This is a genomic window from Pseudomonas umsongensis (genome assembly GCF_012647205.1).
GTDB classification, from domain to species: Bacteria; Pseudomonadota; Gammaproteobacteria; order Pseudomonadales; family Pseudomonadaceae; genus Aquipseudomonas; species Aquipseudomonas umsongensis.
The window spans coordinates 4,393,763-4,412,261 of the sequence record NZ_CP051487.1; the positions used below are offsets into that span (position 1 = coordinate 4,393,763).

22 protein-coding genes and 1 tRNA gene are annotated in these 18,499 nt (G+C 60.2%); 11 read left to right on the forward strand and 12 right to left on the reverse strand.

Features of this window, described 5'->3' with window-relative positions; all coding sequences use genetic code 11:
• Positions 1-265 precede the first annotated feature (265 nt).
• Complete coding sequence (locus HGP31_RS19730; RefSeq protein WP_151142714.1) at positions 266-538, forward strand: hypothetical protein; 273 nt, start codon at positions 266-268, stop codon at positions 536-538.
• Between the two features lie 88 nt (positions 539-626).
• Here HGP31_RS19730 and HGP31_RS19735 read toward each other — a convergent pair.
• Both HGP31_RS19735 and HGP31_RS19740 read right to left on the reverse strand, forming a co-directional pair.
• Positions 627-702: transfer RNA gene (locus HGP31_RS19735), tRNA-Phe, on the reverse strand.
• Between the two features lie 186 nt (positions 703-888).
• The gene (locus HGP31_RS19740) at positions 889-1,104 is read right to left on the reverse strand and encodes a hypothetical protein (RefSeq protein WP_020800710.1); all 216 of its coding nucleotides are present in this window, start codon (positions 1,102-1,104) and stop codon (positions 889-891) included.
• Positions 1,105-1,271: 167 nt separating this feature from the next.
• Between HGP31_RS19740 and tspO the strand changes: the two genes are divergently transcribed.
• Both tspO and HGP31_RS19750 read left to right on the forward strand, forming a co-directional pair.
• Positions 1,272-1,712 carry a tryptophan-rich sensory protein TspO gene (gene tspO, locus HGP31_RS19745; RefSeq protein ID WP_020800711.1) on the forward strand — a complete coding sequence of 147 codons (441 nt, stop codon included), beginning with the start codon at positions 1,272-1,274 and terminating at the stop codon, positions 1,710-1,712.
• Positions 1,713-1,759: 47 nt separating this feature from the next.
• Positions 1,760-2,302: a YdeI/OmpD-associated family protein gene (locus HGP31_RS19750; protein ID WP_083349344.1), complete on the forward strand. Its 543-nt coding sequence runs from the start codon at positions 1,760-1,762 to the stop codon at positions 2,300-2,302.
• 95 nt (positions 2,303-2,397) lie between these two features.
• On the opposite strand, the gene HGP31_RS19755 is transcribed toward HGP31_RS19750, so the two are convergent.
• A complete protein-coding gene (locus HGP31_RS19755) occupies positions 2,398-2,856 on the reverse strand; it encodes a metallophosphoesterase family protein (protein ID WP_083349345.1) in 459 nt (152 codons plus the stop codon).
• A gap of 207 nt (positions 2,857-3,063) precedes the next feature.
• On the opposite strand from HGP31_RS19755, the gene gltS reads away from it, so the two are divergent.
• The gene (gene gltS, locus HGP31_RS19760) at positions 3,064-4,278 is read left to right on the forward strand and encodes a sodium/glutamate symporter (RefSeq protein ID WP_033042937.1); all 1,215 of its coding nucleotides are present in this window, start codon (positions 3,064-3,066) and stop codon (positions 4,276-4,278) included.
• Between the two features lie 21 nt (positions 4,279-4,299).
• Here the strand turns inward: gltS and HGP31_RS19765 are convergent, their stop codons facing one another.
• Complete coding sequence (locus HGP31_RS19765) at positions 4,300-4,983, reverse strand: winged helix-turn-helix transcriptional regulator (RefSeq protein WP_020800716.1); 684 nt, start codon at positions 4,981-4,983, stop codon at positions 4,300-4,302.
• 105 nt (positions 4,984-5,088) lie between these two features.
• Here HGP31_RS19765 and HGP31_RS19770 point away from each other — a divergent pair, with 105 nt between their 5' ends.
• The 3 genes from HGP31_RS19770 to HGP31_RS19780 all read left to right on the forward strand — a co-directional run bounded on the left by HGP31_RS19770 (position 5,089) and on the right by HGP31_RS19780 (position 7,090).
• On the forward strand, positions 5,089-6,030 hold the full coding sequence (locus HGP31_RS19770; protein WP_020800717.1) for a carbon-nitrogen hydrolase family protein: 942 nt from the start codon (positions 5,089-5,091) through the stop codon (positions 6,028-6,030).
• Between the two features lie 55 nt (positions 6,031-6,085).
• A complete protein-coding gene (locus HGP31_RS19775) occupies positions 6,086-6,514 on the forward strand; it encodes a GFA family protein (protein WP_110754947.1) in 429 nt (142 codons plus the stop codon).
• Between the two features lie 255 nt (positions 6,515-6,769).
• Positions 6,770-7,090 carry an isochorismate lyase gene (locus HGP31_RS19780; RefSeq protein WP_168758505.1) on the forward strand — a complete coding sequence of 107 codons (321 nt, stop codon included), beginning with the start codon at positions 6,770-6,772 and terminating at the stop codon, positions 7,088-7,090.
• Between the two features lie 138 nt (positions 7,091-7,228).
• Here the strand turns inward: HGP31_RS19780 and HGP31_RS19785 are convergent, their stop codons facing one another.
• Complete coding sequence (locus HGP31_RS19785; protein WP_168758506.1) at positions 7,229-7,711, reverse strand: cupin domain-containing protein; 483 nt, start codon at positions 7,709-7,711, stop codon at positions 7,229-7,231.
• A 264-nt stretch (positions 7,712-7,975) separates the two neighbouring features.
• On the opposite strand from HGP31_RS19785, the gene HGP31_RS19790 reads away from it, so the two are divergent.
• The 3 genes from HGP31_RS19790 (at position 7,976) to HGP31_RS19800 (ending at position 11,073) form a co-directional block, all read left to right on the forward strand.
• On the forward strand, positions 7,976-8,377 hold the full coding sequence (locus HGP31_RS19790; protein ID WP_083349355.1) for a hypothetical protein: 402 nt from the start codon (positions 7,976-7,978) through the stop codon (positions 8,375-8,377).
• Between the two features lie 246 nt (positions 8,378-8,623).
• Positions 8,624-10,150 (forward strand): DUF3300 domain-containing protein, encoded by a 1,527-nt coding sequence (locus HGP31_RS19795; protein WP_168758507.1) that lies wholly within the window; start codon positions 8,624-8,626, stop codon positions 10,148-10,150.
• A gap of 38 nt (positions 10,151-10,188) precedes the next feature.
• Positions 10,189-11,073, forward strand: a complete 885-nt coding sequence (locus HGP31_RS19800; protein WP_168758508.1) for a DUF2950 domain-containing protein — start codon at positions 10,189-10,191, stop codon at positions 11,071-11,073.
• Positions 11,074-11,339: 266 nt separating this feature from the next.
• Here HGP31_RS19800 and HGP31_RS19805 read toward each other — a convergent pair whose 3' ends face one another.
• Positions 11,340-11,990, reverse strand: coding sequence for a TetR/AcrR family transcriptional regulator (locus tag HGP31_RS19805; RefSeq protein WP_168758509.1), 651 nt, complete (start codon positions 11,988-11,990; stop codon positions 11,340-11,342).
• 158 nt (positions 11,991-12,148) lie between these two features.
• Between HGP31_RS19805 and HGP31_RS19810 the strand changes: the two genes are divergently transcribed.
• Positions 12,149-12,574 carry a hypothetical protein gene (locus tag HGP31_RS19810; protein WP_033043890.1) on the forward strand — a complete coding sequence of 142 codons (426 nt, stop codon included), beginning with the start codon at positions 12,149-12,151 and terminating at the stop codon, positions 12,572-12,574.
• Positions 12,575-12,640: 66 nt separating this feature from the next.
• On the opposite strand, the gene HGP31_RS19815 is transcribed toward HGP31_RS19810, so the two are convergent.
• From HGP31_RS19815 to HGP31_RS19840, 6 genes are all read right to left on the reverse strand, one after another.
• Entirely contained in the window at positions 12,641-13,963 is a 1,323-nt protein-coding gene (locus tag HGP31_RS19815; protein ID WP_168758510.1) for a purine-cytosine permease family protein, read from the reverse strand.
• A 111-nt stretch (positions 13,964-14,074) separates the two neighbouring features.
• Complete coding sequence (locus HGP31_RS19820; RefSeq protein WP_033043893.1) at positions 14,075-15,049, reverse strand: 5-oxoprolinase subunit C family protein; 975 nt, start codon at positions 15,047-15,049, stop codon at positions 14,075-14,077.
• Positions 15,046-15,918: a 5-oxoprolinase subunit B family protein gene (locus HGP31_RS19825; protein WP_020800702.1), complete on the reverse strand. Its 873-nt coding sequence runs from the start codon at positions 15,916-15,918 to the stop codon at positions 15,046-15,048. Before HGP31_RS19825 ends, HGP31_RS19820 begins: the two co-directional genes overlap by 4 nt.
• On the reverse strand, positions 15,915-17,288 hold the full coding sequence (locus HGP31_RS19830) for an acetyl-CoA carboxylase biotin carboxylase subunit (protein ID WP_168758511.1): 1,374 nt from the start codon (positions 17,286-17,288) through the stop codon (positions 15,915-15,917). Before HGP31_RS19830 ends, HGP31_RS19825 begins: the two co-directional genes overlap by 4 nt.
• A 15-nt stretch (positions 17,289-17,303) precedes the next feature.
• Entirely contained in the window at positions 17,304-17,549 is a 246-nt protein-coding gene (locus HGP31_RS19835; RefSeq protein WP_020800700.1) for an acetyl-CoA carboxylase, read from the reverse strand.
• Positions 17,550-17,650: 101 nt separating this feature from the next.
• Positions 17,651-18,409, reverse strand: coding sequence for a 5-oxoprolinase subunit PxpA (locus HGP31_RS19840; RefSeq protein WP_168758512.1), 759 nt, complete (start codon positions 18,407-18,409; stop codon positions 17,651-17,653).
• Positions 18,410-18,499 lie beyond the last annotated feature (90 nt).

Sequence of the window (18,499 nt, forward strand, 5' to 3'; positions counted from 1 at the left end):
TCGATCCGATGAAGCTTATAGTCCGCCCCGTCGCCCAAATGGCGACTCAGGTTTGGCGACCTGACTGATCGGATGCAAAAGCTCTGTGCTTTTTTGCAGGTGCTTTTGCACGTTCGCAAAGCTGTCTTTATGGCAGCTGTGCGCGGGAGACCTTCGGGTCTGCCGGATTCCGATCCCGGTTCGCCAACCTGCGTACAGCTGTCACCCATTTGTTTGGCGACGAATGAGGGACAGTCCAACTTTGCACTGATCGGAGTTTTCACCTATGGAAAGATACATGCCCCTCACCGGAATCGACCTGATCCCGGCCTCTCTACTCATCGACACCCAAGCCACACTCGACGTTCTGCAAGCCATGGCGGATTACCGCATTCGCACGGTGACGCAGGTACGGGAGAACATCGCCTTTCGCGCCGAGATTGGTTGCGATACGGTGGTATTGTCGGACTTTTCCAAGCTGCTGGCGATTCCGTTGCGTGATGGCTGTGACTTGATGGATGTGATTGGGCGGCGCTTGCGGGCGCAGGCGGCGGAGTAAATGAAAAAACGCAGATAACAAAAAACCCGCACAAGGCGGGTTTCTTGGGGTGTTTCGGGTGGTGTTGGAGCCACCTGAAAGCGAAAGGTGGTGCCCAGAGACGGAATCGAACCGCCGACACGGGGATTTTCAATCCCCTGCTCTACCGACTGAGCTATCTGGGCCGCGGCGCAATTAAACGTTTTTTACTGCTGGGGCGTCAAGCACGAACTCAAAAAAACTTATTAAATACCTATAGTTACGATTAGAAGTAACCAGTTGGTCGTCAGTTTTACAGATTTTTTTGCAAAACCGCCTTACTCGTTTGCTCATAAGCGAAGGACATTGTGAGGAGCAGATAGTCCAGCACCCTAGTTTTCACTCCAATACCTGGCCAGCTCATCCGTGCGATCAGCGACTCGTGGGGTCTTACTGAGCACGACACAGCGAGTCGTACCCACATACTCTTCGATCAGGTAGAGGGTGTCTCCGACGTCGACTCCCATCTCCTGCAATGTCTCATCGGGGATACGAATGCAGCCATCACCCTCCCAGTCCTCAATGACCACTTTTTTGGCGTTGTTCATAAGCACACCTCGGTAATGCTGAAAAAATCGTGATTATTGGCTCACTTTCGGTCAGCAGAAAAATGCCATCCACAAACCCAAACTTTTCACTTCTCCAAGCGTCTTCTACTTAATGCTGCGGACATGCCTTCGCAACTCAAGACACGGAACTCCACAAAGGAATAGTGATGACTTTTTACATTTTTCTCCTGGCCTGCGGGGCTGCGGCCAGCACAGGCGTTTTTTTCCAACCGGGCCAGTGGTACGAATCTCTCGCCAAACCCGGTTTCACGCCCCCCAACTGGCTGTTTCCAGTCGCCTGGACGACTATTTACCTGTTGCTCGCCTGGGCTGGGTATCGGTTGACCCAGATACCTGATAGTCAGGTAGTGCTGGCTTTGTGGGCCGCGCAGATTGCACTGAATACGCTGTGGACGCCGGTGTTTTTCGGCGCTCAACGTATTCTCGCCAGCATGGTGATCCTCGCGCTGCTTTGGCTTGTGGTCGCTGTAATGGTGGTTCTGGCCTTGCGGCTTGATGTGATCACCGGTTTGATCCTGTTTCCATATCTAGTGTGGCTTTGCCTGGCCGGCGCGTTGAACTTCTTCATCTTGCGCAATAACCGCTGATATAAGCCTTCAGGTGCGAATTTAGACTCTACGGTGAGGAGGGCGTGATGATGAAATCCCGATTCGAAGCAAAGCTTCTTCGTCCGACAAAGCCTGGTAATGATACGTCGTGGGCGTTCGTAGTGCTGCCAAGAGAAGTGAGTGAACAACTTCCGAGGCGAGGAAGGACGACAGTCGAAGGCGCGATCAATGGGCACCTTTTCCAGGCAACCCTGGAGCCGGATGGTCAGTTGAGCCATTGGTTGCAGGTCAGTCGCGAATTACTTGAAGCCGCAGGCGCGGCCGTTGGGGATGTGGTTACCCTCGAGCTAACCCCCGTGAAAAAGGAACCCGAACCTGAGATCCCCGCAGATTTTCAGGAGGCACTGGCAGCCACTCCTCAGGCTCATGAAGTCTGGAAGAATACGACGACCCTCGCACGAGTAGACTGGATACACTGGATGACTTCAGCCAAGCAACTCAAGACGCGCGCAAAACGAATAGGTGATGCCTGCGATATGCTTGCATCCGGCAAGAAGCAGGTCTGCTGTTTCGACCAGTCCGGTTTCTACAGCAAGGCCTTCCGGGCGCCCGAGGCAGAAGATTCTTGAATGGGGCATTCCATTGCCCCCTTTACCCCCTCACTTCAGCCTTGCTTGTCGCCCCCTTTCTCAAAGACATGCAACACCCGCCCCTAAGCAAACGTTCACTCCAGCAACGAAACCAGACGCGGCTCAATCGCCCCCTCTTGCACGTCAAGCAACGCCAATGTCACCGGCAACTTGAACCGTCGCGGCCCTGCACTGCCTGGATTGAGGTACAGCCGTTCACCGCACCACTCAATGCACGGCTTGTGGGAATGCCCGGTAATCACCAGCCTCGTGCCTGGCGCCAGCACTGCTGGGGCATCGGCAATGTCATGCACCAGCAACGTCTGCCATCCCTCAAGCTCGAAACTCAGGTGGTCGGCGAGATGTTCCGCCCACGCAGCTGCCAGGTCATTGTTTCCGCGCACGACATGCAGTGGCGCAATCAACGCCAGTTGTTCGAGTACTTCCGGCTTTCCGATGTCGCCGGCATGAATGATTCGTTCACAGCCCTGCAACGCCGCGAGTGCTTCGTTGCGGAGCTGGCCATGGGTATCGGAGATCACGCCAACTTTCATGCAAGGCTCCAGGTCAGTCTCGAGGATATACGCTCCCCTGTTCCGGCGATTGCGTGTTCCGGGATCAGGTGCTTGACTCACTTCGGCGAATCCGGGCCTTGACCACATCCGGATTCATCGGCGATCTGTACTTTCATTGATCCAGGTCGCAAAACCGTGCGATCGACTCTGGATAATATTTTTTTCAGGTTTTTCAATAGGCTATAGATGACCGCCCAACTCTTTGCTGTTCATGGCCTGGTGAGTTTCACCCTGGCCATCCTGCTGCTCTTCCTAGGCAAGACACTGGTCCAGCACAGCACCTTGCTGCGTCAATACTGTATTCCAGAATCGGTGGTCGGCGGCTTTGTGTGTGCGGCGGTCACGAGTCTGTTGTACTTCGGTCTCAACATCCAGGTCGAGTTCGATCTGCAAGTACGCGACACCATGCTGCTCTATTTCTTTGCCGGTATCGGCTTGAGGTCGGACATGCGCCAGCTGATCAAGGGTGGGCGACCGCTGCTGATCCTGCTGGTGCTCGCCGCGGTGTTCATTTTCCTGCAGAACGCGCTGGGCATGGGCATGGCCGAGGTTTTCGGGCTTGATCCCAAGGCTGGCCTGATGGTGGGCTCGATTTCCCTCACCGGAGGGGTCGGCACGACCCTGGCCTGGGCACCGCTGTTCGTCGAAAGGCTGGGCATCCAGAACGCGCACGAATTGGGGATCGCCAGCAACACTGTCGGCCTGATTGCCGCTTGTGTGATCGGCGGCCCTATCGCCAACCGCCTGATCCGTCGCCATCAACTGACGCCATCCGGGGATGCGGCGCTGGAAGTCGGCATCCTCGAACAACAGCAAAGCAAGCCATTGGACTACTACGACGTGCTCTGGGCGTGGATGTGGCTCAATTTGACCTTGATGCTCGGTTATGGGCTCAACCTGCTGCTGGTCGATAGCGGGATCACCCTGCCCAAGTTCGTCAGTTGTCTTTTCGCCGGTATCGTCATTCACCACCTCGTGCGGGGGCTGATCGGCGAGCAGCGCCTGAAATCCTGGAGCGGCGCCAGCCAGGGCCTGTCGCTGATTTCCGATGTCTGCCTGGGTATGTTCCTGACCATGGCGCTGATGGGCTTGCAGTTGTGGCAGCTCAGCGGCGCGCTGTTGTTTATTGCTTGCGCATTGACCCTGCAGATCCTGTTGACCGTGCTCTATACGTATTTTCTGGTCTTTCGCTTCATGGGCCGCAATTACGAAGCCAGCGTGATCGCTTCAGGCTTCGGTGGTATTGCGCTGGGTTCCACCGCGACAGCCATCGTCAATATGACGACCGTGACCCAGAAGTACGGTGCGGCTCACCAGGCCTTTCTGATCGTGCCGCTGGTGTGCGGATTCTTCATTGACCTGGTCAATGCCGTGATTATCGGGATGTTCAGTGGGCTGTAGCCGCTCGTTTTGCTTGAACGGCTAACGCGCCGCGCTCCGGGTACCGGCAAACGCGCTCGTACCCAACCAGCGCCACAGGTTTTGCGCATCCTGCGCTGCGCCATCCACACGCAGCTCTCGCGACTCAAGCACCTCCCGCGGTGTGCGGTCGCCCGCCCATACCTCGGTCAAGGCACGCACACTGGAATCGACGACGAGGGTCAATTCACGCCCGGGGTCGTCGCGGCACAAGTCTGCCACACCCTCCTCGACCACCAGCCACCACGCTTGCTCGCCGGACCGCGCGTCGCGAAATTTGAACTGGATGACCACCGGTCGGGACGGAAACGTCTCGAGACGCACGAACCGGCGCACGTCCCACATGAGCAGGCCCGCGTCGAGTTGATCATCGCGCAGGCGACTGCCGATCCAGCGCGCGCCCCAATGCCCCAGCGCCATGATGATGGGGCGCAATTCCTCGCCCGCCTCGGTCAGGCTGTACTCCCAGACTTTGCCAACCGCGGTGCGATGCACCACGCCGATTTCTTCCAGATGGCGCAGCCGCTGTGCCAGCAAGCCGGTGGACATCCGGGGGACGCCGCGGTGCAGTTCATTGAAGCGTTTGCTGCCGCACAACAGTTCGCGCACGACCAAGGGTGTCCAGCGCTCGCACAGCGCCTCGGCACCGCGCGCGACCGTGCAGAACTGACCATAGCTTTCGTTCATTGCCTGCACTCCCATCGCTGCAACGCTTCAGATATTGAACTAGCCCCGCGACTTCGCCACGCGCACGCTCAAGTCTCCGACAGCCAACCGCCCCAGGAGAACATCATGACCAAGATCGCCATTATTCAGCGCCCGCCCGTGCTGCTCGATCGCAGCGCGACGATCGCCCGGGCCGTGCAATCGGTCTCTGAGGCCGCGACGGCGGGAGCTTCGCTGATTGTTCTGCCCGAATCGTTCATTCCAGGTTACCCGTCGTGGATCTGGCGGCTGGCGGCGGGAAAGGACGGCGCTGTCATCGGCCAGTTGCATACGCGGTTGCTGGCCAATGCCGTTGATATTGTGAACGGTGACCTGTGCCAATTGTGCGAGGCCGCCAGGGTTCACGCGGTGACGATCGTGTGCGGCATCAATGAATGCGACCGGCGCAATGGAGGGGGCACGCTCTATAACAGCGTAGTCGTTATCGGCGTGAACGGCGCCGTGCTCAACCGACACCGCAAACTGATGCCCACCAATCCCGAGCGCATGGTGCATGGCTTTGGTGATGCGTCCGGGTTGCGCGCGGTGGATACACCGGTCGGCCGCGTGGGAGCGCTCATCTGCTGGGAAAACTACATGCCGCTGGCGCGCTACGCGCTATATGCCCAAGGGGTGGAAATCTATGTCGCGCCCACTTACGACACTGGCGAGGGCTGGATCAGTACGATGCGTCACATTGCCCTCGAAGGCCGCTGCTGGGTGCTTGGCAGTGGCACCGCGCTGCGCGGCAGCGACGTCCCTGACGACTTCCCGTCCCGTGCGCAACTGTTTGCCGATCCAGACGAATGGATCAACGACGGCGACTCGGTGGTGGTCAATCCCCAAGGCCGGATCGTGGCCGGCCCATTGCACCGAGAGGCGGGCATTCTGTATGCGGACATCGACGTCTCACTCGTGGCCCCTGCACGGCGGGCGCTCGACGTCACCGGGCACTATGCACGCCCGGACATTTTCGACCTGCAGGTGCGACGCACGCCGGCGACAGCGGTGCGCTACATCGACGGGTGAAGACAGGTAACGTTTGTGCGAGCTATCGCCTGACCATTGATCAAGGAGTCATGCCATGAACATTGAACAGTCTTACAAAGGCAGTTGTTTTTGCGGTGCGGTCGAGTTCACCGTCAGCGGTGAGCCGGCCGCGATGGGCTATTGCCATTGCGAGTCGTGCCGGCACTGGTCGGCGGGGCCGGTCAATGCCTTCACCCTGTGGAAACCGGAGGCGGTGCAAGTGACTCGGGGCGCCGACAACATCGGCACCTACAACAAGACACCACAGAGTTACCGCAAGTGGTGCAAGACGTGCGGCGGACATCTCTTCACCGAGCACCCGGGGATGGGACTCATCGATGTGTATGCTGCGCTCATCCCGGATCTTGAGTACACGCCAGGGGTTCATGTGCATTATCAGGAGTCGGTGTTGCGTATTGAAGATGGATTGCCGAAGTTCAAGGATGTGCCGAAAGAATTGGGAGGATCCGGCATTAGCATGTAGGAGCGAGCATGCTCGCGACGGTCGTTAACGATACCGCTGTAAACTTGGCACCCCACGGCGTACGGTCTTTCGTCGGTACGCCGCTCGGGACAACAATGGGCACAAAGTTGAAGGCAATCAAGAAAGCCGGTGCCATGCAATTGCCTCGAACCCAATGAAATTGGAATCATGCAACGAGTGCTAATGTGAGATTTAATGCGAAGCATGCTTCGGCGGCGCTTCGACGATGGACTGAAAAATAACGGAGTTACCTACATGGAAGTTTTCAGCCAGTTGCAACCCGCGCAATGCAAAGGAATGGAGGACATCAGACGTGAGATCGATGCCCTCGACCAGGCCGTTATCAAGTTGTTAGGCAGGCGATTCCAGTACGTGCTTGCGGCTTCGAAATTCAAGACCTCTGCGGCCTCGGTGCGTGCTCAGGAGCGCTTCACTACCATGCTGGCAACACGTCGAGAATGGGCCGAGGCCGAGGGCCTGAGCCCGGACGCAATCGAAAAAATGTATAGCGATCTGGTTAAACATTTTATTGCCGAGGAGATGAAGCACTGGTCGGCGCAATTGTCCGAGACCTGACCCCGGTGCTTTGCATGTCCAACCCCTTGCAACCTGGATATGCGCTGTAGGAGCCGGCTTGCTGGCGATCGCAGTTCATCAGGCGACATTAGTGTCGACTGCACGTCCGCGATCGCCAGCAAGCCGGCTCCTACAGGATTAGCGAGGATCGTCATGGCTATCCACATACTCAAGCCCCAACGGACCCGTCCCGTAGACCTGCGAGATGTACTCACCTGATTTTGCCCAATGGAAGTGCGGCGTATTGGCCGGGAGTATCACGACGCTGCCCGGCCCGTAGGCAACCAGCTTGTCCGGATCGAAAACCGTTCCGAAGCCAATATAGAAAACACCGGACATGACGGTGTAGATACGATCTTCAGGATGAGTATGGGGCATTAATTGGGTGCCGTTGGGCACTTTGACTCGTACCACGTAGGGTGCTGGCTTGCTCGGGTCGCCGGCGATAACAGCCAGTTTTACCTCTTTGGGGAAGGCGGGGAAGCTGCGCCATTCCACGTCCTCATTATGCAAGGAAGCGGTTTTATCGAGTGGCAAGGGTTGTGCCTGAGTGGACGGCATGATTGCGCTTGCAACAAGAAGTGCTGCCAGGGCAGTTGTTTTCATAATGCGTTGAACCATGAGAGTCACCTTGACTACGCCATAAACAAATCGTCAGGCTGACTCTATGGGCGATTGGCGTTGATGATAACGATGTGATTGGGCATTACAGTTGATACGCAATGTAATCAATGCCCGGTGCCGCATCATCACGCTAACAAGGGGTCGCGAGCGGCCCCTATCAATCACATCGATGTTCACCATCACTTCAATGAAGTTCTCTAAAAAAATCCACGGCGTAACATCAGCTCCATACCAACCAACAACACCCCGGAGCACACGATCATGAAACGCCAAACCCTCCTCAGCATCGCTTTCTCGGTTTTCGCAGTTAACGCTTTTGCCGCTACCTCTGTTCAGCCTGTGGTGGCTGAAGGTGGCTCGGATCGTCTGATTGAAAGCCGGGTGGCCGAGGGTGGTTCGGATCGCTTGATCGAGAATCGCGTCGCAGCCGATGGTTCGGATCGCCTGCAAGGCAACACCGTCGCCGCCGATGGTTCCGACCGCCTGCAAGGCAACACCGTCGCCGCCGATGGTTCCGACCGCCTGCAAGGCAACACCGTCGCCGCCGATGGCTCCGACCGCCTGCAAGGCAACACCGTCGCCGCCGATGGCTCCGACCGCCTGCAAGGCAACACCGTCGCCGCCGATGGCTCCGACCGCCTGCAAGGCAACACCGTCGCCTGACCCCATCGCTGCACCGCACCCGCAAAAAGCCCGGCCTGATCAGCCGGGCTTTTTCGTGTTCACTGCACTGAGCGGCATCCATCGACTGCTATTGGTCCGGGAACCGAAGGTATTTCGGGCAGAATTTTTATGTTTGCTACTATCAATGGACGGCGTCGAAGTTGAGGTCCGGGTTTGCACAGTCGGTTTGCATTTACCTGGCATTGATCCACTCATTTCAAATCTGCCTGACCACAGGGAGCTGTGATGCGTACCCCATTTTTCTACGTGTTGTCAGCGATGTTTTTTCTGAGCAGCCCGCCCCTCGTGGCGCAGGCGGCGGATACAGCCCCCACCCCGACAGCCAGCCCTGCCAATACGGCAGCGACCACGATACCCGCCAAAGACCCGGTGTTTACCCAGGAACAGCTGGATCAAATGCTCGCCCCCATCGCGCTCTACCCGGACCCGCTGCTGGCACAGGTGCTGATGGCGTCCACCTACCCCGGGGAAGTCGCCGAGGCAGTCACCTGGTCGAAGGCTCACCCGGACGCCAAGGGCGATGACGCGGTCAAGCAAGTGGCGAACCAGCCCTGGGACCCGAGTGTGCAGGCGCTGGTTGCCTTCCCGCAGGTCTTGGCAACACTGGGGCAGGATCCGGTCTGGGTCCAACGCCTGGGTGACGCCTTCCTGGCGCAGCCCGACGACCTCATGAATGGCGTACAACGCTTGCGTCGCCAGGCCCAGGCAGCCGGTAACCTGCAGAGCAACCAATATCAGAACGTAACGATCCAGAACGCTGCGCCACCCGCCCCCGCATCGACCGCCACGACCACAACGCAGGCTCCGGCCCAGGCCCCCGCCAGCAGCAGCTCCACCATCATCATTCAGCCGGCCGATCCGCAGGTGGTGTACGTCCCCACCTACAACCCGACAACCACCTACGGCACCTGGGCCTATCCCGCATCGCCACCTGCCTACTATCCGCCGCCGCCCGCTTATTACCCCGGTCAGGCGCTGATGGCCGGGCTGGCGTTTGGCACCGGTGTGGCCATCGTCGGTGCGCTGTGGGGTGAATGTGACTGGGGTAATAACGACGTCGACATCGACGTCAATCGCTACAACAACATCAATGCCAACAACCGCATCACCAACAATCAGAACAAGTGGCAGCATAACGCCGCGCATCGCAATGGCGTGCCCTATCGGGACAACAGGAGCCGCGAACAGTACGGCCGGCAACTGGGAGGTGCCAGTCAGCGCCAGGCCTATCGAGGGGACAATGCCCAGCGCGCCCAGGCGCGTGAAAATGCCCGTAGCTCGATGGACCGGCACGGTATCGAACGACCTGCCACCAGCAACCTTGAGGCCCGTGATCGGGCGCGCGAAGCCCAGTCCAGGGCCTCGGCCGGCAATCGGATGCAAGCCGAAGCAGACAGGCCGAAAGCGGCCGATAGGCCGAGGGCTGCTGACCGGAGCCAAAATGCCGCCAGAAATACTCGGGAGAATCAGCAATCGAGAGTTCAGCAACCGAGGAATCAGGCCAACCAGACGAATCAACGTGCACAGACGCGCCAGGCGGCGCAAAACCGCCAGGCCTCGCCGGCCGTCAATAGAGGCAGTGCCCGCAACAATGCCTTCGCCGGTGCGCGTTCGCCGTCCCAGGCCAACCTGCAAGCCAATCGTGGCCGGGCCAGCCAGGCTTCCTTCCAGCGCCCCAACGCCTCGAGGGCAGCCGGTCATCAGATCAGTCGGCCATCCGGCGCAGCGCGTTCAAGGGGGGGCCGCCGTTGAATAACCATCCTCGAGTAAAAGCACGCAAGAGTATGCTTATGCATGCCCTGGCGCTCACAGTCGCCATGGCCTGGTCGTGCATGGCGACGGCGCAGCAGGAATTTGCAACGCCGGAAAAGGCCGCTGAAGCATTCGTCGAAGCATTGGGTACGAAAAACGCCGATCAGAAACGCCTGGCCGAGTTGCTGGGTGAAGACTGGCGCAGTTTCATCCCTCGCGACGGTGCCGAGCGCGAAGACGTGGAGGCGTTTTTGAAGCAATACCACGAGCAACACCAGATTGAAAAAACCGGCGACAACAAGGCGATCCTGTCGGTGGGCAGTGAGCACTGGACACTGCCTATCCCCATCGTAAAAGGCGCGAAGGGTTGGCGTTTCGACATCAAGGCCGGCAGTGCGGAGCTTCGTACCCGGCAAATTGGCCGCAACGAGCTGGCCGCGGTGCAATCGGCGCTGGCCTATCACGATGCCCAGATGGACTACGCCTCGGTGGATCGCGACGGTGACGGCGCCCTCGAATACGCGCAGAAAATCTTCAGTACCGCCGGCAAGCACGACGGACTCTATTGGGCGGACGACGATAGCGGACAGATCAGCCCGTTGGGGCCCGAGTTCGGCAAAACCATAGCCGGCCAACCCTGGCATGGCTACCGCTTCCGCATCCTGCTGGGCCAGGGGCCTTCCGCACCGGGCGGGGCCTACAGCTACCTCATCGGGGACAAGATGAGCCGGGGCTTTGCACTGATCGCCTGGCCGGCGAAATACGGTGAAACCGGGGTGATGAGCTTCATGATCAGCCATGAGGGACAGGTCTTCGAAAAAGACCTGGGGCCTGGTAGCGAAAAGCTGGCGCAGGCGATGAAGCGCTTTGATCCGGATGACAGCTGGACTGAAGTGCCGGCCGATGAAGAGAAGGCGGACTGACTCGAACCCGTGACGCTCTGCGTCACCACTGCGCGAACCCCAGCCTTGCGTTGCTATCGGAACGCGGAGCGTCCCTGGCGGCATTCCCACGCAGAGCGTGGGAACGATCAGGTGTACGCAAACAGATCCAGAATCAGGCTAGCCGGCCGTTTCGCTTAGCGCGGACTCCAGCCCTGCGTTGCTAGCGGAACGCGGAGCGTCCCTGGCGGCATTCCCACGCAGAGCGTGGGAACGATCAGGTGTACGCGCACTTACCATCTCGCAGATCAGCCTCGCTTTCGACGGTTTTTTTCATCCTCATCCAGTGCCTGGCGAACCAGCGCCCGCGCCGCCCAGGCGGTGGTGGCGAGTGATTCTTCGACGCTCGCGCCACCGATATCGCGCACGGCAATCAATGCCTCTGTGCCCATGACGATCGACAGCGCCTGCTTCAGGCGCTTGCGCGCCTTGGGTGACAGTACGTCTTTCATCGAGTCGACAATCGGCTCGATGTAGCTCAGGCGGCGGCCCGGTCGCAGGGGCTCGTGGGACTCGCTTTCGAGCCATACGGTCATGAACGAGCGCTCCATCACGTGCAGGCCGATCTCGTCGTCGATCAGCAGTTTGTTCAACGTGTTCGCCGCCAGGCCCATACCCTTGACCGGATCGTCCCCCGGCTGCCAGATGCGTTCCAGCGGCGGCATGTCACGATCGGCCGCTGTCTCGCTGAGCAACGCCTCGACCGTGGGAAAATAGCGATAGGCCGTGGCGCGCGACACCCTGGCGCGCTCAGCCGCTTGCGCCACCGTGGGCTGATGACCTTCGTCGCGCAAGGCGATGGCGGCCTCGATCAGCGCCTTGCGGGTGCGCAGTTTCTGGTTGACGCGACCTTGTGCATCACCCTCACCGATCGACGGGCTTGACTTGGGATTGGACATGGAATAAATGATACCTTGTCTTGTAATGAGACATAAGTCTCATAATAGACGTACGGCAGCGGATCTGCCACCGCCCCTGTGCACGGCATCTGCGGGCATCACGATTTCAGGGATTTTCCAGCAACTGAGCGCGCCTCAGGGCGCTTGAGGTGAATGCCATGAATCACACTCCCCGTTCGCGGACCTGGTTTCGACTTGCTGCCCTCTACTTTGCCATTGGCGTGATGCTGGGGGTGACGATGGGTGCCTCTGGCGACCATTCACTCTTCGCCGTACATGCCCACATCAATCTGTTGGGATGGGTATCGATGGCACTGTTCGGCGTCATCGGCGCATTGCACCCGAGCATGACCGAAGGTCGCGCGGCTGCCGTGCAGTTCTGGACGTACAACCTGGGTGTGCCGGTGATGCTCGGCGCGCTGACCCTGCGGCTGAAGGGCTTCGCGTCGATCGAGCCACTGATTGGCGTCGCATCGATCCTGATTGGCGTGAGTGTGCTGCTGTTTGCCTGGCTGGTATTCTCGCGCATCGGCGTTGTTGCCGGGTACTTGAGCCGTACGACAGGCGAATCACGCCTGTCGTGACCCGGTAGCTGCTGCCGCGGGTGCCGTAAGGACAAGGCACCCGTAGCGAGATATACGACTACTCCTTTACTGCGCCACCTGCAGGCGCAACCGGCTTCGACGTGACAAGCCAGCCTGCAACGCGAACGCCAGGATCACGGTCGAGGGCGCTGAAAAGCTGCCCAGGCCACCACCGCCATACATCAGGGCAAGGCCCGCTGCCGTGGCGCCAAACCACGCTGTCAGGCCCACCGGGTTGAATGCAGCCACGCGTTCCAGCGCCGCCACGTCACTGCGCCCATAAAGAATCTGCGCCAACGCCACGCCGACCCAGGCCACCACAAAAATGCCCTGGTAGGCCAACGCCTTGAGCAAATAGGCAAACACATCGGCGAGCATCAAGCCGTACACGATCACCCCCACCGCCAGGGCCCACGCCCAGTACGCACCACGCACTCCGAAACGGGCAAAGAATGCCTGCATGTTGAGCGTCGCCAGGTAGTAATTGGCGGTATTGATCCGGGTTTGCGTGGCCCAGACAAACAACAACCCCCACAAGCCCATCAACTGCAGGATCGCCATGACCACCGACACTTCGTTCAACGCGCCTTCATGGGGAATCCTGCTGACCAGATAGATGCCCGCTGCGCCGTTGAGCAAAAACGTCACCGCGTAGAACGGCATGCCGAAGTTCCAGCGACCGTGATACCCGGCGTCTTCTTCCTTGCCAAACCGGGCGTAGTCGAAGGTGAACAGCATCAGCACCCAAACCCCCATGTAGGCGACAAAGCAGTCCCACCAGCCGAAGGCGCTGGGGGTTGCCGGGCCGAAATCCAGCCATTGCGGTTGGTAGCCATACCGGCTGATCGACAGCCCCACCGCCACCAGCAATCCTCCGAGGTAGACTGGCAGCAGCACGCCATTGAGCTTGTCCAGCCAATGCTGCACGCTGCCCAATATCATCGGCACGCTGTACAGCACCACCAGCAACGCGGCCAGTGGATAGACCAGTTCCGGGTACAGGTGATTGAGCGCCACGGCGATCACCGAACCTTCGAACACCGCGTAATAGATCGCCGTGGAAAAGAAGATCAGGGTGGCCAGGCATGCTCCGGTGCTGCCGAACAACAGCCGCGAAAACAGTGCCACCGACAAGCCGCTGCGAATCGCGAAGCGACTGAGCACACTGTTGACCAATCCGTAACTGATCACCGACAGGACCATGCCGATCAGCGCATTGCGCGCGCCATAAGACAGCGCCAGGGAAGCGCCCACCACGATGTAGAACATCGCACTGCACACCGCCCACCAGGCCATGGTCAGTGATAAGCGGCCCATGCGCGCTTGCGCTGGAACGGGGTGATTGGCCGGGTCCTGCCCGGTTTGACTCGATTGCGATAAAGCAGCCATATGCGTGAACTCCAGAACCAGTCGAAGGTTGAAGCGCGGGCAGCCGCCACCGCACCGTAGTGCGGCGTTGGCTTGCCGTTTGGCTTTACCCGCGCAGTGCGGCGGGCAGCGTCAGGAAGGGAACAGCTTGCTCAGGCAGCTGAGTTTTTTCTTATAGGAACGTCGCGCTTCCAGCGCTTCTTCGAGGGTCACCGCCACGAAACGGGCTTTCTGGTTGGGTTGCATCTGGCCGATCAGGTCGAGGTCGGCGCTGATCACCGTACCGATCATCGCGTAGCCACCACCGGACACCGCATCACGGTGCAACACGATGGGTTCGAGCCCCGCGGGGACCTGGATCGAGCCGATCGGGTAGCAACTGTCGACGATGTTCGACGGATCGGAGCCGGCACCGAAGGGTTGCTCGCGCGGCTGAAAGCTCAGCGGGCTGCCGCCCTTGAAGCGATAGCCGATACGGTCCGCTTCCGAGCCGACGGTCCAGGCCTCGGCGAAAAAGCTGTCCGCCGCCGCTGGGGTCAACCGGTCGTAGTACAGCCCCGGCACCACGCGCAGGGTGATTTCGCCACCCAGGGATTGACGCAACGCCATGGGCAGACTGGCCCCGGCGCGGCCCTTGCCGCTGGCAACACCCATCGGCAATTCATCTCCGGCAATCAGGCGACGGCCCTGGAAGCCACCGAGGGCGCCCAGCGCGTAGGTGGAACGACTGCCGAGGACCACCGGCACATCGATACCGCCAGCCACTGCCAGATAAGCCCGTGCGCCGGCCTTGGGAAAATCGAAGCGCAGCACTTGCCCGGCCTTGACCGTGAAGGCGGTGTCGAGATGCATGTCCACACCATCGACCTTTGGCGTCATGTGCGCACCGCACACGGCCACCAACGCGTCTTGCGCAAATTCCAGTTCCGGACCGAGCAACGTGCATTCAAGCGCCGCCGCACCCGGCGGATTGCCGACCAACTGGTTGGCTGCGCTCAACGCGTATTGGTCGAGCGCCCCGGAAGGCGGAATGCCGAGGTGGTAGTAGCCTTCGCGGCCCAGGTCCTGTACCGAGGTCGCCAGACCGGGTTTGAGTACCTTGATCATGCCAGCACCTCCTGCAGCGACTTGGGATAGCCGACGGGGTCAGCCAGGAAAGCATCCAGGGAAAACTCCACCGGACGAATCCGCAGATCGAAACGTCCGGCTTCCACTTCGGCCACGGCAACGTCATAGGCCTCCCGGTCCATCGGCTTGAATTGCACGATGTCGCCCGGGCGGAAGAACACCATGTGTTCCTTGAGGTAGGCCAGGTTCTGCTGCGGGTCGTAGATCGGTGCCGGCGTGACGCCGAACATCTGATAACCACCGGCGCCGCGCACGGAGTAGATGCAGCCGAAGCATCCGCCATGACCCAGGGTCAATTTGGGTGTATCGGTGCGCGGCCGCAGGTACTTGGGCACCTGCAACTGACGCTCGCGCTCGACCATCTGGAACATGAACGGCAACCCCGCGACGAAACCGACCATCGAGACAAACCATGGCGCGCCACTGTGCGCGGCGATGAACGCCTCGACGTCCGCCAGGCCGTTGATCCGCGCAGCGTATTCCAGGTCTGTCGCACTCGGGTCCTGGTGGCGGTCACGAAAACGCATCAAGGTTTCATGGGTCCAGGGATCGTTATAGAGCACCGGAATCTCGATGATCCGGGTCTGCAACGTGCGCTCGGCCACGGCCTCGGCTTCTGCGCCCTTTACCGCTTCGAGCAAGGTGTGAGGCGCGATACGGTCGGGGTCGAAACGGATCTGGAACGAGGCATTGGCCAGGCACACATCGAGCACGCCATCCAGCGCCAGTCGCTCCACGGCGCGGGTCACGGCCATGCCCTTGAAAAACGCTTCAAGGGACATGCTGTCGCTGACTTCGGCGAACAAATGCTCGTCGGCGCCAAAGCTGTAGCGGATTGCGGTACTCATGCTTCACCTCCGCTGCGGCGCTCGGCCAGCCAGGTTTCCAGGGTGCCAGTGTGGAAGTCGGCGCTGTGCAGCCACGGTTGTTCCAGGAGCTCACCGTGCAGCGACAAGGTGCTGGCCATGCCGGTGAGCGTGGTCTGCGCGACGGCGACTCGCGCACGGGCCAACGCTTCGTTGCGGTCGCGGCCATGCACAATCAGCTTGGCCAACAGCGAATCATAGTACGGTGGCACGCGGTAGCCTTGGTAGAGATGGCTGTCGACCCGCACACCCTCCCCTTGCGGCCAGATCAGTGATTCGACCAGGCCTGGGCTGGGGAAGAAATCCCGCGCCGGGTCTTCGGCATTCAGGCGCATTTGCAAGGCGGCGCCATTGAGCTGAATGTCGCTTTGCTTGAAGCCCAGCGGCTCGCCACCGGCAATGCGCAGCATGGCCTGGACCAGATCGATACCGGTAATGAGTTCGCTGACCGGGTGTTCCACCTGGATCCGCGTGTTCATCTCGATAAAGAAAAACTCGCCGGTGGCGTCGTCGTACAGGTACTCCAGGGTGCCGGCGCCCTTGTAGCCAAGGGCCTCGGTCAGGCGCACGGCACTGGCGCAAAGCGTCTCGCGCTGTTGTGGGTTGAGGACCGGCGACGGTGCCTCTTCGAAGATCTTCTGCCGCCGACGTTGCAGCGAGCACTCGCGCTCGAACAGGTGCACCGCGTGCTGGCCATCGCCCAACACCTGCACTTCGATGTGCCGGGCCTTGCCGATAAACCGTTCCAGATACACCGCACCGTTACCGAATGCGGCCTGGGCTTCGCGCTGGGAACGGGGAAACTCTTCGCTCAGTTGCTGGGCGTTTTCCGCCAGGCGAATACCACGTCCGCCACCACCGGCCGAAGCCTTGATCAGCAACGGGAAGCCTACGGATTCGGCAGCCTTGAGCGCCGACTCGACGTCGAACAGCTCACCGGGGGAACCGGGCACCACCGGCACGCCAGCCGCTTGCGCGGTGCGCCGGGCTTCGGCCTTGTCGCCCATGCGCCGGATCGTCTCGGCGCCGGGCCCGACGAAGATCGCGCCGGCGGCGACAACCGCTTGCGCAAAATCGGCGTTCTCCGAGAGAAAACCGTAACCCGGGTGTACCGCATTCGCACCGGTGGCTTTCAGGGCGCCGAGCAATGCCTCGACGTTCAGGTAACTCTTGTCAGCGCGGGCGGGGCCAAGGATATGGACCTCGTCGGCCATGCGCGCTGCCTGGGAGTCGACGTCCGCTTCGCTGCAGGCGGCAACGGTGGGAATCCCCAGCGCTTTGGCGGCGCGGATAATCCGCACAGCGATTTCGCCACGGTTGGCGATGAGTAATTTACGAATACCTTGAGTCATGATCGCCCCCTACCCTCAATGGCCATCGAGCGTTGCGATGACCTGACCCGGTTCCACCGGATCACCGTCTTCGACCAGGAAGGCACTGAGGCGACCGGCCGTCCCGGCGGTCAGTTCGGAAAACTGCTTCATGACCTCGATCAGGCCAATCACGGTGTCGGCGCTGACCTCTGCGCCCGGCTCGACGTAGTTCGGCGAGTCCGGTGTGGCTTTACGGTAGAAGGTGCCCGGCAACGGGGTAATAACGGTTTGTTCGGCCATGTCTGTTCCTCTTGGAATAGTTGTAGAAAGGCAGGCATAAAAATGGATCGGTGTTTGAACCCTGGCGTCTCTGTGCCTGGTGTTTCGTTGTGCTCCAGGACTCAGCGCGGTGCGCGAACCTTGATCCCCGCGTCATCCAGCGCCTTGCGTGTGGCCTCGACCAACGCCAGGGCACCCGGTGTATCGCTGTGCAAACAGATGGAATCGAATTCGATGGCCAGGTCTTCGCCTTCGACGGTGCGCACCACACCTTCCTGGCAGGCACGCAGCACCCGCGCCGCCACTTGGGTCGGGTCGTAGACACGTACGTTGCGGGTAAAGACGATGGAGCCGCTGAGGTCGTACTCGCGGTCGGCGTAGAACTCGCGGATCACCGGTTGGCCGAGTTCCCGGGCGACGTGCCAGATCACTGAGTTGGGCATGCAATACAGCAGCAACTCCGGCTCCAGGCGCTGGAGATTTTCCACCAGCAAACGCGCAGCTTGCTCGTCGCGGGCCAGGTGCATGTACAGGGCGCCGTGAGGTTTGATGTGTTGCAGCGCCACGCCCTGAACCCGGGCGAGTTCACGCAGCGCACCCAACTGGTAAAGCATGTCGTCGACCAGTTCCTGGGCCGGTGCATTGATGTGCCGGCGGCCGAAGCCGACCAGGTCGCGGAACCCCGGATGCGCGCCGATGGCCACGCCCAGCTGCTTCGCCCGTTCGACGGTGCGGCGCATGGTGCTTGGGTCGCCGGCGTGGAAACCGGTGGCGATGTTGGCGGTGCTGATGAAGCCCATCAGCTCATTGTCAACGCCATCGCCGATGGTCCATGGGCCAAAGCCTTCGCCCATGTCCGAATTGAAATCTACTGCCTGCATGACGCTTGCTCCTGACGCTTGTGACTTCATGCAGGCCACGTTAAATTCCCGCCAACCCCTTGGGAAGATCTATTATCAGAGGGGCCATCT

Excerpts from the sequence above, each read along its gene's own strand:
- HGP31_RS19730 (WP_151142714.1), top strand. The coding sequence starts at position 266 with ATGGAAAGATACATGCCCCTCACCGGAATCGACCTGATCCCGGCCTCT.
- HGP31_RS19740 (WP_020800710.1), bottom strand. The coding sequence starts at position 1,104 with ATGAACAACGCCAAAAAAGTGGTCATTGAGGACTGGGAGGGTGATGGC.
- tspO (WP_020800711.1), top strand. The coding sequence starts at position 1,272 with ATGACTTTTTACATTTTTCTCCTGGCCTGCGGGGCTGCGGCCAGCACA.
- HGP31_RS19750 (WP_083349344.1), top strand. The coding sequence starts at position 1,760 with ATGATGAAATCCCGATTCGAAGCAAAGCTTCTTCGTCCGACAAAGCCT.
- HGP31_RS19755 (WP_083349345.1), bottom strand. The coding sequence starts at position 2,856 with ATGAAAGTTGGCGTGATCTCCGATACCCATGGCCAGCTCCGCAACGAA.
- gltS (WP_033042937.1), top strand. The coding sequence starts at position 3,064 with ATGACCGCCCAACTCTTTGCTGTTCATGGCCTGGTGAGTTTCACCCTG.
- HGP31_RS19765 (WP_020800716.1), bottom strand. The coding sequence starts at position 4,983 with ATGAACGAAAGCTATGGTCAGTTCTGCACGGTCGCGCGCGGTGCCGAG.
- HGP31_RS19770 (WP_020800717.1), top strand. The coding sequence starts at position 5,089 with ATGACCAAGATCGCCATTATTCAGCGCCCGCCCGTGCTGCTCGATCGC.
- HGP31_RS19775 (WP_110754947.1), top strand. The coding sequence starts at position 6,086 with ATGAACATTGAACAGTCTTACAAAGGCAGTTGTTTTTGCGGTGCGGTC.
- HGP31_RS19780 (WP_168758505.1), top strand. The coding sequence starts at position 6,770 with ATGGAAGTTTTCAGCCAGTTGCAACCCGCGCAATGCAAAGGAATGGAG.
- HGP31_RS19785 (WP_168758506.1), bottom strand. The coding sequence starts at position 7,711 with ATGGTTCAACGCATTATGAAAACAACTGCCCTGGCAGCACTTCTTGTT.
- HGP31_RS19790 (WP_083349355.1), top strand. The coding sequence starts at position 7,976 with ATGAAACGCCAAACCCTCCTCAGCATCGCTTTCTCGGTTTTCGCAGTT.
- HGP31_RS19795 (WP_168758507.1), top strand. The coding sequence starts at position 8,624 with ATGCGTACCCCATTTTTCTACGTGTTGTCAGCGATGTTTTTTCTGAGC.
- HGP31_RS19800 (WP_168758508.1), top strand. The coding sequence starts at position 10,189 with ATGCATGCCCTGGCGCTCACAGTCGCCATGGCCTGGTCGTGCATGGCG.
- HGP31_RS19805 (WP_168758509.1), bottom strand. The coding sequence starts at position 11,990 with ATGTCCAATCCCAAGTCAAGCCCGTCGATCGGTGAGGGTGATGCACAA.
- HGP31_RS19810 (WP_033043890.1), top strand. The coding sequence starts at position 12,149 with ATGAATCACACTCCCCGTTCGCGGACCTGGTTTCGACTTGCTGCCCTC.
- HGP31_RS19815 (WP_168758510.1), bottom strand. The coding sequence starts at position 13,963 with ATGGCTGCTTTATCGCAATCGAGTCAAACCGGGCAGGACCCGGCCAAT.
- HGP31_RS19820 (WP_033043893.1), bottom strand. The coding sequence starts at position 15,049 with ATGATCAAGGTACTCAAACCCGGTCTGGCGACCTCGGTACAGGACCTG.
- HGP31_RS19825 (WP_020800702.1), bottom strand. The coding sequence starts at position 15,918 with ATGAGTACCGCAATCCGCTACAGCTTTGGCGCCGACGAGCATTTGTTC.
- HGP31_RS19830 (WP_168758511.1), bottom strand. The coding sequence starts at position 17,288 with ATGACTCAAGGTATTCGTAAATTACTCATCGCCAACCGTGGCGAAATC.
- HGP31_RS19835 (WP_020800700.1), bottom strand. The coding sequence starts at position 17,549 with ATGGCCGAACAAACCGTTATTACCCCGTTGCCGGGCACCTTCTACCGT.
- HGP31_RS19840 (WP_168758512.1), bottom strand. The coding sequence starts at position 18,409 with ATGCAGGCAGTAGATTTCAATTCGGACATGGGCGAAGGCTTTGGCCCA.